Annotated in this window: 9 protein-coding genes and 1 other annotated feature; of the genes, 5 read left to right on the top strand and 4 right to left on the bottom strand. The window is 63.5% G+C overall.

Annotation, left to right across the window (positions count from 1 at the left end; genetic code table 11):
* The first annotated feature begins 227 nt into the window (after nt 1-227).
* Nucleotides 228-3,494, top strand: a complete 3,267-nt coding sequence (locus AC1DWT_RS33730) for a protein kinase domain-containing protein (RefSeq protein WP_477923993.1) — start codon at nt 228-230, stop codon at nt 3,492-3,494.
* A gap of 524 nt (nt 3,495-4,018) precedes the next feature.
* Here the strand turns inward: AC1DWT_RS33730 and AC1DWT_RS33725 are convergent.
* Both AC1DWT_RS33725 and AC1DWT_RS33720 read right to left on the bottom strand, forming a co-directional pair.
* Nucleotides 4,019-5,071, bottom strand: a complete 1,053-nt coding sequence (locus AC1DWT_RS33725) for an NADH:flavin oxidoreductase (RefSeq protein ID WP_240960675.1) — start codon at nt 5,069-5,071, stop codon at nt 4,019-4,021.
* Between the two features lie 258 nt (nt 5,072-5,329).
* On the bottom strand, nt 5,330-5,686 hold the full coding sequence (locus AC1DWT_RS33720) for a hypothetical protein (RefSeq protein WP_095870021.1): 357 nt from the start codon (nt 5,684-5,686) through the stop codon (nt 5,330-5,332).
* Nucleotides 5,687-6,043: 357 nt separating this feature from the next.
* On the opposite strand from AC1DWT_RS33720, the gene AC1DWT_RS33715 reads away from it, so the two are divergent.
* Nucleotides 6,044-7,423, top strand: a complete 1,380-nt coding sequence (locus AC1DWT_RS33715; protein WP_257014853.1) for an MFS transporter — start codon at nt 6,044-6,046, stop codon at nt 7,421-7,423.
* Between the two features lie 399 nt (nt 7,424-7,822).
* Nucleotides 7,823-8,848: a LacI family DNA-binding transcriptional regulator gene (locus AC1DWT_RS33710; protein ID WP_179443378.1), complete on the top strand. Its 1,026-nt coding sequence runs from the start codon at nt 7,823-7,825 to the stop codon at nt 8,846-8,848.
* 806 nt (nt 8,849-9,654) lie between these two features.
* Here AC1DWT_RS33710 and AC1DWT_RS33705 read toward each other — a convergent pair.
* On the bottom strand, nt 9,655-9,948 hold the full coding sequence (locus tag AC1DWT_RS33705; protein WP_054713554.1) for a hypothetical protein: 294 nt from the start codon (nt 9,946-9,948) through the stop codon (nt 9,655-9,657).
* Nucleotides 9,949-10,331: 383 nt separating this feature from the next.
* Between AC1DWT_RS33705 and AC1DWT_RS33700 the strand changes: the two genes are divergently transcribed.
* Nucleotides 10,332-11,279 carry a phospholipase D-like domain-containing protein gene (locus AC1DWT_RS33700; protein ID WP_095870019.1) on the top strand — a complete coding sequence of 316 codons (948 nt, stop codon included), beginning with the start codon at nt 10,332-10,334 and terminating at the stop codon, nt 11,277-11,279.
* Nucleotides 11,280-11,463: 184 nt separating this feature from the next.
* Here the strand turns inward: AC1DWT_RS33700 and AC1DWT_RS33695 are convergent, their stop codons facing one another.
* The gene (locus tag AC1DWT_RS33695; protein WP_095870018.1) at nt 11,464-11,943 is read right to left on the bottom strand and encodes a hypothetical protein; all 480 of its coding nucleotides are present in this window, start codon (nt 11,941-11,943) and stop codon (nt 11,464-11,466) included.
* Between the two features lie 288 nt (nt 11,944-12,231).
* Between AC1DWT_RS33695 and AC1DWT_RS33690 the strand changes: the two genes are divergently transcribed.
* A protein-coding gene (locus tag AC1DWT_RS33690) for an IS3 family transposase (protein WP_477923987.1) occupies nt 12,232-13,493 on the top strand; the annotation gives its coding sequence in 2 pieces (ribosomal slippage) (nt 12,232-12,529 and nt 12,529-13,493; 1,263 coding nt in all).
* Nucleotides 12,516-12,647, top strand: a sequence feature (AL1L pseudoknot). It overlaps the preceding gene by 132 nt.
* Nucleotides 13,494-13,735 lie beyond the last annotated feature (242 nt).

Raw genomic sequence — 13,735 nt, 5'->3', positions numbered from 1 at the left:
TGATCGCCGGAGTCGAGATCCCCGGCGCGCGGTGGGCGCGGTCACCTCGGCGGCGCACGACGCCTCCACGACCGTCGCGCCCTGCGTGCGACAACAACCGTGCCCGCTCCGAAGCCTCGCACCGAGGCTGGTAATGCGCACAAGTTACTCTTGAGGCACAGCATTGGCAGGTTGAGTAGGGTGCGGCATCGCATTGGTGCCGAAACCAGATGAATCGCGGGTGCCCGATGTCCGAAGATGATCCTCTGCGGACCCAGCGCAGCATGGGGTCGACAATCACGTTCGAGCTGGAAGCTGCCGGATTCGGGAACGCCCAAGAAATTGGGCGAGGCGGTTTCGGTGTCGTGTACCGATGCGTACAAAACGAGCTCGACCGCACGGTCGCTGTGAAAATTCTGACCGCCGACCTGGATGCAGAGAACCGGGCGAGATTCTTCCGCGAGCAGCGCGCAATGGCCAGGTTGACGGGGCACCCGAACATCGTCACAGTCCTTCAGGTCGGGTCCACCGACAACGGTCGCCCATACATTGTGATGCCATATCACCCGCAAGGCTCTCTCGAGGCGCGGATCCGCCGCCAAGGCCCACTGGCATTGAACGAAGCATTGCGCCTCGGAGTGAAGATCGCAGGTGCTGTGGAGTCCGCACACCGGCTGGGCATTCTTCATCGGGATATCAAACCCGGGAACATTCTRCTCACCGACTATCAGGAGCCGGCACTGTCAGATTTCGGGATCGCTCATATCTCGGGAGGGTTCGAGACCGCCACCGGCTCGGTCACCGGGTCACCCGCCTTTACAGCCCCCGAGGTTCTCCGGGGAGATCCGCCGACCCCGTCGTCGGATGTCTATTCCGTCGGCGCCACTTTGTTCTGCGTACTTACCGGCCATGCCGCGTTCGAACGCCGCAGCGGCGAGCAAATCGTCGCGCAGTTCCTACGCATCGCGACCAACCCCATCCCTGATTTGAGCGGCCACGGCATCTCCGACGACATATCGAAAACGATCGCGCGGGCCATGTCCCGTGATCCGCACGAACGCCCATCGGCGAAGCAACTCGGTAACGAGCTTCGTGGCACCCAGCTCCGCCACGGGCACCAGGTCGACGACATGGCACTTCGTGCCGAACCAGTTTCCGAGCCGCACGGCCCGGTGCCGATGTCGCACGCACATTCCGCGCAATCCGGCCGGGGCACCAAAGGGAACATCCCCCTCGAGCTGACCAGTTTCGTCGGGCGACGAAGAGAGCTAACCGAAGCAAAAACCCTTCTGCGATCCTCTCGCCTGGTCACATTGACGGGCATCGGCGGTGTCGGTAAGACGCGCCTCGCGCTGAAGGTTGCCAACAACGTGCACCGTGCGTTTGCCGATGGTGTCTGGTTCGTCGAGTTGGGAGAACTCCGCGAAGAATCCCTACTGGTCGATGTGGTATCAGGGGCGCTGGGTATTCGAGATCAGATGGCGATTCCACGCCAGGAAGCCTTGATTGAGTTCCTCTCCTCGCGCGAGTTGATGCTCGTGCTCGATAACTGCGAGCAGTTGGTGGGTGGGGTGGCCGAGTTAGCTGAGTCGCTGCTTCGAACCTGCCCCGGGGTCCGAATTCTCACCACGAGCCGTGAGCCGCTCGGCATCGGCGGCGAAGTTGCACTACGTGTTCCCCCGCTCAGCGTCCCCAATCCCGACCGTGATCCGTCTCTTCAAGGTCTGCCCAGCTACGACGCGGTGACATTGTTCGCTGACCGCGCCGCGACTGCGCTACCAGGTTTCGAGCTCACCGACGACAATCGAATGGCGGTCACCCGAATCTGTCAGCACCTGGACGGGTTACCTCTCCCTCTCGAACTGGCCGCGGCTCGACTGCAGGCCATGTCACCGGAACAGATTCTGCAGCGGCTCACCGACCGCTACGCATTGCTTACCCGTGGTAGCAGAACTGCACCGACACGGCAACAGACGCTGCGATTGTGTATCGATTGGAGCCACGAACTGTGCACACCACTGGAACAACTTGTGTGGGCACGTCTCTCGGTGTTTGCTGGCGGAGTCGAACTCGACGCCGCAGAATCCGTCTGCGGGATGAACCTGACAGCGGAAGCCCTCCTCGACGCGATCACCTCTCTCGTCGAGAAATCGATTCTGATCCGCGAGGAACGCGACGACGTCGTGCGCTTCCGACTGCTGGAGACCCTGCGCGAGTACGGCCGGACGAGGTCTGAGCAAACCGAGGAACTACCGGAACTGATTCGTCGGCACAGTGACTGGTATCTGCAGTTGGCGCTGAACGCCGAGGCCGAATGGATCGGCCCGCGGCAGCTCGAATGGATCGCACGCCTCGAGCGGGAGCAATCCAACCTGCGGGAGACACTGAACTACTACCTGTCCGAAGATCCGGACACCGGCCTCCGAATCTCCAACGCCATGCACCTCTTCTGGAGCTCCCGAGGACTGTGCAGCGAAGGGCGGTATTGGCTCGATCACTTTCTGGCCCGCCAGAGCGGGCAACCAACCATCGATCGGGTCAAAGCACTCTATTCTGTCAGTGCCCTCGCTGACTGGCAGGGCGACCTCAGCTCTGCAGCAGCGGCCGTAGCGGAGGCACGCGTGCTCGCCGAGCAGATGACCGATCCGCTGCCGCGTGCACTGGCCGTCCACGCCGACGGAGTCCTCAAAGTCTTCGCTGGTGACTACACCCGTGCCCCCACGCTTCTGGCGGAGGCCCTCGAAGTGTTTCGCGAACAGAACCGCATCTACTTTCAAGTCGAGGCCTTGATCATGTTGGGGCTCTCGAACGTATTATGCGGAGAGACCGCACAGTCGATGGCCTATTATCAGGAAGCCCTCGACATCACCGACACACAAGGTGAATCCGTCAACTCGGCTTTTGCGCGATGGGGCATGGCCGTTGCGGTGTGGCAGCAAGGTGATCGCGCACGGGCCACGGACCTTCTTCAGCAAGCACTAATACGGATCGCGAGACGTGTGCAGGACCCGGTGGGTTCAGCGGCGTGCCTCGACGCGCTCGCATGGATCGCCGGTGATGCCCGCGAGGCACACCGCGCCGCTGTCCTGATGGGAGCCGCCGAGTCCCTCGCTCATGTCGTCGGAACGTCGCCGGTCTTGCTTCCAGGCCTCCTCGTGCACCATGAAGAGTGCGTGCAAACCTGTCGGCGGACGCTAACCGACAAGACCTTCATGACTGCCGTTGAGGAAGGTAGGCAACTCGGGCTCGAGGCTGCCGTCGCCTACGCTGTCGGCGAGCGAGTCCCGGCGGCTCCGTCGCCGTCAACCGGCGACACAACAGTCACACTGACCAAAAGAGAGCGGCAGGTCGCTGAACTGATAGCCGAGGGCCTGACCAATAAAGCAATCGCTGACCAGTTGGTGATTTCCCCTCGCACCGCCCAGGGACACGTCGAGCACATTCTCACCAAACTCGGGTTCCATACGCGGGCGCAGATCGCCGCATGGATCGCAGAGCAGCAACAACATTCATAACTTCCAGGGGAGAGACCACGAGCGCCCCGACGGTGGGCCGGGAGATAACGGGACCGACCGTTCGACCAGGCAATCCTTTGCTACACGGTGGTGACGTCGGGCGGGTCGGGAAGGTCGACGTCGAGAATGAAGTCGAGCCTGATCAGGGCGTCGACGTCGAACCTTGCTGCCCGCACTCGGACCTCTTTGTAGGTAGAGACGCCCGTGCACGCAATCGAACAGAGTCACTGGAATAGTGTGTGCCACCGCCGATGGCTGGGGAGTGGCGATAACTGCGAAGTTCGAGCTGTTCAAGGACACCGGCGGCCAGTTCCTGTTAGTTGGGTGTCGGACATTATGTTGGGTTGGCTGGGTTCCTCGGCATCTCGCAGTCGATTCGATGGGCGAAGTTGCAGCTACACGGTTGGTGTCCGTGCTGGAAGGACGAGACGTCCCGGGTGTCGCGTTGGGCCCAGCGCTTGCGGTCCGGGCATCCTCTGAGTCGGGCGACTCGGTCGACAGCCCGCCATCGCACATCGGGTCTGTCACGCGACAAAATCATCCCAGTCGGTCGCGAGGTAATCAATGAAGGCGCCCCCCAAATGCTGTGTCTCCAGGTGCCGCCGCGAAACGGGTTGGCAAAGGCTAGTGAACGCGGGGTCGGCCAGCACTCTGGCCGCGAAGTCGTGGTGAAGGATGGCCGCAGTGCCGATGAGTACGAAATCGGCACCACGGTCAAGGCACGACTGCGCAACGGTTCCCGACAGTATCTTGCCAGCGACCCCGAGCTTTGCCTTTCCTCTCGACAGGGAAGCGAAGGCGTCGATGAGCGTGCTGCCGGAATCGTCCCCATGTGGCCGTTTTGACACGTCCCACAGTGACATATCGAGGTAGTCGACGAGCCCCGACGTCATCACCTCTTCAGCCAAAAGACGGCTCTCGGAAATCGTTATGCCGTAACGCTCGGGACTCAGGCGCACACCCACCTGAAACGACGGCCCCGTCGCTGCTCGTACGGCCTCCAGTACCTCAAAGATCACTCGTGACCGATTGTCGAACGTACCGCCGTAGCCATCGGTACGGTTGTTGCGGCGCGCGTCCAGGAATTGGCACAGCAGGTAACCGTGAGCACCGTGGACCTCCACGCCTGCGAAACCGGCTCGCTCGACCCGTCGAGCAGCACTGGCGAAATCGTCGATCAAGCAGTGGATCTCGTCCGTCGTCATCGCACGAACTCCCCTGGAGGGATCATCCCACGGGGCAATCGGAGGGACTCCCGAAAGCTCTGGCCGCGCACGCATGCCACCGTGGTGCAGCTGGACCGCCGATGGAGTTCCCTGCTCGCGCAATACTGTGGCGAGCCTGGCCAGACCAGGCAAGAATCGGTCACTCCATACTGCGAGCTGCCCGGGGAATCCCTGCCCTCCGCGCGACACGTGCGCAGCGCACGTCAACACCATCCCGAACCCGCCTGCGGCGCGTGTCCGCAGCCACTGCAGTTCGTCTTCGTGCAGACTGCCATCTACATGACTCTGTTGATTTGTCAGGGGTGCCAGGACCAACCGGTTGGACCAGTCGGGGCCGCGTTCCAACGACATTGGATTCTCCACACGTGTCACTACGCTCTCTCCTTCGAGATGCTGATGCATTGGTTCAATTTGGTGTGGGTGCATGTCGCAGCAAGTACGAGTGAATCCGCGGTCCAACCCACTCGAGCACCTTTGCCGGAAGGAACTGGTCGGCCCACGGTCGACGGACCTCATATGGTGAGACTCGTGGACCCATGAACTGCCTCATGGCCGTCTCGAGCATCTCCATTCCTTGAATGGAGATTTTTTCTGGAGGCAACTTGGCCGTTAGGGGTGCTGTCGCGTGTAGACGCGTGCAAGTTCGCGGACGATCGACGCGTCGAATTCAACACCCTCAACCGTCTGCCAAAGTTTGTCGTTGAACTGCTGGCGGGAGATGCCGAATGTTTGGAAGACCTCCTCTGTTGGTGCTCCGCCGTACGGAGCCCAGATCCGGGCGAAGTGGACTATTGCGTCTTTTTCGGTCCGAACTTGGCGGGCGTTGTTGCGGCGATTCAGTTCGTTGAGCTGGCGGCGACGCTGCGTGCGGTATGCGTCCACATCATGGTCGAGACGCACCGAGTCTGCGGTGGTCGGATGGGAGGTCACCCGACCACCTGCCGGCGGTACGTGGTTCACGTTCATGGCGATTCCTTGAGTCGTCAGCGGTGTCAGGCACGGAAGTCCTGTCGGATCGGATCAGTAGACGGGTCGGCGGCTTTGCCGCAGGGGTTGCCGGAAGTCGTCATCGCACCGGCCCTACCAAGGACGTGTGTCCGAGCCCAATAGAGCCGATGTGACTGCAAGCACGGTAGCAATAAATCGACTGCCTGCCAATCGTTTGGCAACCGCAGATCTGTTGCTCTTGCCGTCCAGCTCTCCCGCGGCCGCAACCAGATGTGCATATTTCCGTTCCCGCTCTTGTGTTGCAGGGAAGTCGCTCGTATCGTCTTACCAAACGTTTGGCATATGTGGCGAGCGCTCGTCCGGCAGGAGAGAGTAATGATCAAGATCGAAACGACGAAGTCTGACGGTATGCCGTCAGACCTAGCGGAGACCACAATGCCAAGCCTCCTCGATGACGTACCCATAAGTCTGTTCCATATCCGGCTTGCCGCCTGTGCAAGTGGGGGGGCCTTCATCGATGGATACGTTCTCGCGATCTTCGGTGTGGCGATGGTGCAGATTGGTCCCGAATTCGCTTTGTCTGCCGCAGCCAAGGGTGCCGTTGCAGCGATGGTGCTGCTCGGGGTCTTCTTCGGCGGGTTCATCGGCGGCTACCTGACAGATAGATTCGGACGGCAGCGCATCTACAAATGGGATCTCGCAGCTATCTCGGCGTTGTCGATCGCCTCGTTCTTCGTAGAGGGCGCATTCAGTTTGATCATCATGAGGTTGCTGGTTGGTTTGGCGGTCGGCATCGATTACCCGATCGCGCCGGCACTGCTAACCGAATTCAGTCCCAAGCGTTTGCGGGGCCCGTTGCTGGGTGTACTGATCTCTCTCTTCTTCGTCGGAGGCGCGGCCGCCTACGTCACAGGGGAAATCATGTTGTCCACGATCGGGGACGGAGCGTGGCGATGGATGCTAGCAAGTACTGCCGTCCCCGCTGCCATCATCGCCGTCATGCGGATCGGCACTCCGGAGTCCCCCCTGTGGCTGGCACGGAATGGGCGAGTCGAGGAGGCCAACTCGGTCATGGCCAAGGTGTTCGGACCCGGCGTCAGAGTCGATGAATCGCCGGCAGAAGCGCGCGCAGGCGGGGGCCTCTTCGCAGTCGTGAAAGCCGGGTACGTTGGTCGGCTGCTGTTCGTCACCGCGATATGGATCTGTCTCATCATTCCGGTGTATGCGATCTTCGCCTTCGGACCTCAGTTGGTGGGCGCAATGCACTTGGAGGGACGCGCGAGCACTCTGGGCTCGGCCGCCATTGAGCTCTTCTTCGCGGTTGGCTGCGTCATCGCGCTCCTCCTGGTCAACCGCGTGGGACGCCGTACCATGACGATTCAAAGCTTCGCTTGGGCGGCTATCCCAATGCTGCTCCTCGCTATCTTCTCGGATGCCCCCGCAATCTGGGCAGCTGTCTTCTTCGCCGCCTATGCACTGTTCAGCGGGGGGATGGAAGTCATGTCGTTTGTCTACCCCAACGAACTCTTTCCCACCGAGCTACGCGGATCTGCAATGGGTATTGTGACCGCGCTGAGCCGATTCGGGGCGGCCGTGGGCACGTTCCTGGTGCCTATCTTCCTCGAGAATTTCGGCATCTCAACGACGATGTACGGGGCCTTCGCGATTACTGTCGTCGGATTGGTGATCTCGGCAATGTGGGCGCCGGAGACCCGCAATATGAGCCTGGCGGAAACCTCCAGCCTGAGCCATTGATCATCGGCGACTCGAGCCGTTACCCGTCACGATGCCTAGTTTCTAGTTTCCCCATTGATGTCAGCACCCGGAATCCAGACAGCCAGGCGACGATTTTCGTGCCGATGACCGCTGACGCCATTTAAGACAGATCGGCTCACCGACTCTACGAGCCCCGATCTGCTGCCAGTCTGCTGCCCCGAGTTCATCGACGCACTCAGGGGCGCCGAGACCGACAGCGCCCACGCGGTTCGACCTCGATCTCGGCGGCGTGGGCGATGCGGCATAACAATCGATTGGCGTAGGATGGACCGTTCAGGCAGTGCTGCGGGCCCGGCTCGATGGGCCCAATCGGTGTTTCGCCTTCGCAACGATATGCCGCGACGATGGGTCTACGGGGAGGGAACAAGATTGTCCACCATGAACATGAAGCAACTGGCGGAACTTGCCGGCGTCGACGTCTCGACCGTGTCCCGTGCGTTGCGCGGTGACAACCGACGAGTGGCCGCGGCCACGATCAAACGGGTCCAAGAGTTGGCTCGCGAGGCGGGATACGTTCCCAACCCGGTTGCGTCCAGCTTGCGGAGCGGGCGCTCGCGCATGCTCGGTGTCGTCGTTCCGGTCCTCAGCGACATCGTGATGGCAATACTGGCGACCGCCATCGAGGAAGCGTCGCGAGAACTCGGATACCTGTCAGCGGTCATCGCCACCCACGGCGATCCGGAGGTGCGGTCCGAGGCTATCGATCATCTCCTCAGCAGGAAAGTCGACGGATTCGTACTGTGCGACACCGAGGTGGGGCGTGAGGTTCCACACCAGCTCGAATCGAGCTCGGTGCCGTACGTCTTCGCGATGCGCCGGTCCGACGATGCGGTATCGGTGACAGCCGACGACCGACGCGGCGGCTCTCTGGTGGCAGAGCACTTCGTCACAATGGGACACGAGCGGGTGGCCGTGGTGCCGGGTCCGGCCGCGGCAAGTACCTCGATCGATCGAGTAGCCGGATTCATGGAGGTCATGGCAGGGCACCCGCAGGTCACCGTGCTGTCGAGCCCCGAAGCCGGGGGGTTCGGCGTTGAGGACGGGCACCGGTACGTCACGTCCCTGCTCGCTCAGCGCGAACGCCCTTCGGCCCTGTTCTGCGCCAACGACCACACTGCGATAGGCGCGGGCCGCGCCCTCGGCGATCACGGCATGCGAGTCGGACACGACGTTGCGTTGGTGGGATACAACGACATTCCGCAGGCTGCATATCTCGAGCCACCCCTCAGCAGCGTCCGGACAGACCTCGGGTTGATGGGTCGGACCGCCGCACAGCGGCTGGTGTCGTTGATCGAAGGAGAGGACGTTTCGAGTGTCGCGCTCGAACCCGTCCTGGTGGTCCGGGCGTCCTCGGCCACGGTGGCCGGCCGCATCGACAGCCCGGCACCGCGGCTCGGGGTGTAATCAAGCGACGAAGTCGTCCCAGTCGTTTTCGAGGTAGTCGATGAAGGCCCGCCCCAGGCCCTGGGTCTCGAGGTGTTGCCGTGAGACCGGCTGAGGAACGCTGGTGAATGACGGATCGGACAGGACTCGGCACGCGAAGTATCCCGTGCCTCGACAGGTCGTCTCCTGCCCGCACTATTCACCATTCCGACGACGGCCTGATACTGCCCTCTCCTAGCGACGTGATGCCGATGGCGACATCGCAGTGACTACCACGTAGCCGACAGCAGACAGGAACAGAAGAACGAAGAGCCGCAGGGCCATCGGAATCAGCTGATCCGCTGTGAGACGTTGCTCATTCCACAGATTGTCGTGGTGCTCGACGAAGTACATCAGGTGTGGTGATCTTTCTGACAACCCACGAGAACCTGGTACATGATGCGATCAAGCAGCAGTTCGCCAAGGCTGCCGCGCTTGTGGAGGACGACGGGGCTGACGGAAGGATCGGGGGACTGGACTGTGGTCCTTGATCCGCAGCACGGGTTCCGTTGGCTTGAGTCGTGGATCAAGCCCTAACTTCGTCACCCGAGCACGTACAGCAGTCGCTCATGCCACCTAAGCAAGTCGGAATACAGCCCTTAACCCACCGTGAACCCACCGTGCACGATCCGCCGCGGGCCGCTGGGCCGTGCGCGTGCGGAGTCATCTCGCATCCCACGGTGATCGTTCGAGACTGTTGACGCACCGGCCCGGAACCGGTCGTGCCCCGCATCGGCATCGATGCGGGGCACTCACCCTCGAGAGGTGATGGCGGAGGCTGCTGTCGGTTACCCGCGGGAGAGTCCGGGCTGGATCTGGATCTGCCCGGGGTTGGCCTTGGTCTTGCCGACCGTCCATTCGCCGTCCGCACCGCACACCAGGGCGCCATTGCGGTCGCCGGGCTTGCCGTATGTCACCGTCTCGTTTCCGTTCGAGTCCGTGTTCACGATCGGGCACGGACCACCGGTGGGACCGTTCGGGCCGATCGGCTCGGCCTGAGCGACGGACGCTGCCCCGGCCGCACTCAGGACCGTAAAGGCAGTGAAGGCGATGGCGGTAAAGGTTCGGCGGGCGTTGATCATTCATTCGCTCCTGAGGATGTCGGGGAGGTGCGTCGGTGACAGAGACAACTCTGCCCACTCCAGCGCCCGAACTGAAGCAACCCCAGGGGACCCGTTCACCCACCCCAGGCGTGGACGCACCCCACCCCGACACAGGTCAACCTCGACGTATTCGGCCTCGGCATGCGTGGGTGGTACCGAGCAGCCGAACCGAATCGACCGATGGCCGCGCCCGTGACGGCAACCGCCTCACACCAGTAGCGGGCTGCGCGAATCGGTCCCCGCGCGGGAAAGGGGACGTGTCATCTTCACAGGTCAGCGGCCTGAATCCACTGTACGGTCTGTGAGCCCGCCGATCGCGGATCCACCCAACCGGGTGTTCGCACCCGCTACCGTTTCCGGGTATGGGGACCACGTTCCATGGGCCGAGTCCGTGGCCGCACATCACCCGCGCGATCCGCACGCGCGGTCCCCGCCGTGCCGCGGTCGCGCACCTCGGCCAGGACGCCCCTACCCTGCTGCCGCTGCGCGCCGGGGATGTCCTTGTCGTCAACGCCTCCCGCGCCGCGGTGCGCGCCCACGCGACCTCCCCGGTCGCGCTCGCGTACTACGTGGACGCCGGGGTGCGGGTGCTGTCGTCACCGAACCTGCACGCCGATGTCATCGCCACCGACCGGCGGGCGGTCATCGGCTCCGCCAACGCCTCTCACAGCTCCACCCTCGCCGAGGAGGCCGCGGTCATCACCGACGACCCGGAGGTCGTCGCCGCCGTGCGGGCGTTCATCGACGGCATTGAGGAGATCACCGAGGTCGATCAGGCGTTCCTCGACAACGCCACCGCGCAGTGGCAGATCGGTCGGGCGGTACCACTGCCCGGGGTCACGAGCCGCGGGCGCGCCGACCCCGGGTTCCTGCCCGCGAAGATCCCCCGGATGTTTCTGCGGCACACCGTCGACTTCACGCCCGGTCCTACCGAGCAGCACACGTGGGCCGCGCAGGCGCGCCGGCATCGCGGCCCTGCCGGGCCGGCAGCGAAGTACCAGCTCGAATGGTTCCACCACGACAAGTCCGAGAGCCGCCTCGAGCGTGGTGACGTCCTGATTTTCGTCACCGCCGACAACGAGTGGATTTACCCCCCAGCGGTCGTGGATTCCGAGGCGATCGCGATCCTCCACAGCCGCGGCGCCGTCGGTCACCTCCTGCGCAGCCGAGCGGACCTCTCCCCCATCCCAGTTTCGGAGGCCGAGCAGACCCTCGCCGACCTCGGGCACCCGGGCCCCCGGCTCCGGTCCGATCACCGGATCGCCTCCCCCAGCCTGCGGACCGCTCTGCTCCAACTCTGGAACCTCTGAACCACCGCGGCCAATACGCGGCATGACCAGAGGGAACGACACGTCCCCACTAGTCACCGAATCGCCAGCATCGCCAGGCAATGCACGCATTAATGGCAATGCTGGCAGGTCGCTTCCGGGGGTGGCGGTTCGCCGGTCCACCCCTGTGGCCCGCGCCCGGCACCGGCTCACCCGGGTGGGGTCGTCATGTCAGGGCCAGAACGCGGGAACGTGCCTCCAGGTAGCGGCCGAGGAGGTCGAGCATCTCGGCGTCCGGGTGCGCGAGTTCGGGGAGGTTCTTCGCGCTGATGATCGTCTGATCGACCGCGGCGACCTGCCGGCGGCACTCGCCGAGCGCCTCCGGTGTGACGGTGACGGCGTCGAGGCGGTCGGTGAGGTACCGAATCGACTGATCCAGGCCCAGACCCGGGTTGCGGGTGCCGTTTCCGGCCCTGCGGGTTTCGACCATCTGCCACCACTGGTCCAGCTCGGCCAGCACCGCGGGATCGGCGACCGCGACACGTAAGGCCCGGTCGAGCGACTGCGGATCGGTGAGATCAACATCATCCACACCTGCTGCGCGGGTGAGGATCTGGCCGAGCTGGTGGTTGGCGAGACCGTCGCCGCGGCTCCACCAGTACGACACCATCACATGTACCGTGCTCGCCGCGGCCAGCTCCCCCATCAGACCCTGTTCCCTTCAATGCAAGACGAAAAATGTTCGAGTTCATCCTCACAGCCCGGCAACCGCCCCGGAGTTCCGGGTCACGGCTGTGGACCGGCGACTTCAGGCTGTGCGGCGGGAGGTGTGGGCCGCCGCGCACATCGGGCACCACGTGCGCTCGCCGACGATCCACCCGTTCGTCTCGGCGAAGGCCACCGCCTCGGGCCGACCTGCCACGGCAGCGGCGAAGGTGTGCTGAACCGTCCTGGACGAGGTGGAGGCTTCTGATCTAGCAAGGAGAATGCTGGTATGCCTGCACCGAAGAAGTACGACGCCGAGACCCAGGAGCGTGCCGTCCGGATGTATCGGGACCGGATCGAGGAGCGTGGAGGCTCGAAGGTCGCAGCCCGTCGCCATGTCGGCGAGCTGCTCGACATCGCGCCGGCGACGCTGCGGAACTGGATCGAGCGGGAGGAGAGCCGCCAGGCACCCGGCGCATCGTCTGTAACATCTGACGTGTCGGACGAGGTCGCCCGGCTTCGCCGAGAAGTATCCGAATTACGCAGAGCCAACGAGATTCTGAAGACCGCGAGCGCGTTTTTCGCGGCGGCGGAGGTCGACCGCCGACTGCGGTGATCGTCGACTACATCGACGCCTACCGTTCCCGTTTCGGGGTCGACCCGATCTGTGCCGTGCTCACCGAGCACGGCATCAGTATCGCCCCGTCCACCTACTACAAGGTCAAGCAGCGCGGACGCGTCTCGGACACCGAGCTGGCCGACGCCTACGCCGCGAACGCCGTCCACAGGGCGTTCGTCGCCAACAAGCGTGTCTACGGCGTCCGCAAACTCTGGCGGACGATGAAACGCGCTGGTCACGACATGGGACGCGATCAGGTGGCCCGCCTGATGCGGATCGCCGGCATCGTCGGGGTCGTCCGTGGCCGCCGCCTTACGAGCACCACCGAGCGTGATGATCGGGCGCCGCGGCACCCCGATCTGATCGAGCGGAAATGGGACGCGGCGCAGCGTCCGGACCAGTGGTGGGTCGCCGACTTCACCTATGTGTGGACGTTGGCCGGGTTCGTCTACACCGCGTTCTGCGTCGACGTCTTCTCCCGCAGAATCCTGGGCTGGCGGGTGATGACCACCAAGACCACCCCGCTGGTCGGCGCGACGCTCGAACAGGCGTTGTTCACCCGCAAGAGAGCCGATTTACTGTTCACCGCAACGGGTTTGGTGCACCACTCGGATGCGGGGTCGCAATACACCTCACGGATCTTCGTCGACGCGCTGACCGAATCGGGCATCGCGGGCTCGATCGGCAGCGTCGGGGACGCCCTCGATAACGCGATGATGGAATCGACCATAGGGCTCTACAAGACCGAGTTGATCGACCGGGACCGATTGTGGTCCGGGCGGGACGAGGTGGAGCGGGAGACTGCCGAGTGGATTCGCTGGTTCAATGCGGACCGGCTGCATTCCTCGATCGACTACCTGTCGCCGATCGAGTACGAGACGCGCTACCGTGAACAGCGTCCCACCGCCGCCTCGGTCCTCGAGGTGGCCTGAACGAAGTCTCCACTCGATCCAGGGCAGTTCAGGGCGGCCGGCGTGTAGCCGAACCGGGCGGCAGCCTGTGCGGCCGAGGCACCTTCGAACAGGTAGGCGCGCAGCGCCTCGTAACGGCGGTGGTTCACCTCGGTCGGGGCAGCGAAGAACTCACCACCGGGCCGAGCGGCCCCAGCTGGGGTCGATTCCGCTGCCTGTTCCACCCTTGTACTAGAACAGTCTGGTCGGGGCGGGTCAAGGCG

This window comes from Rhodococcus sp. P4_B6 (assembly GCF_056402215.1).
This window is presented reverse-complemented; position numbering and strand designations above follow the sequence as displayed.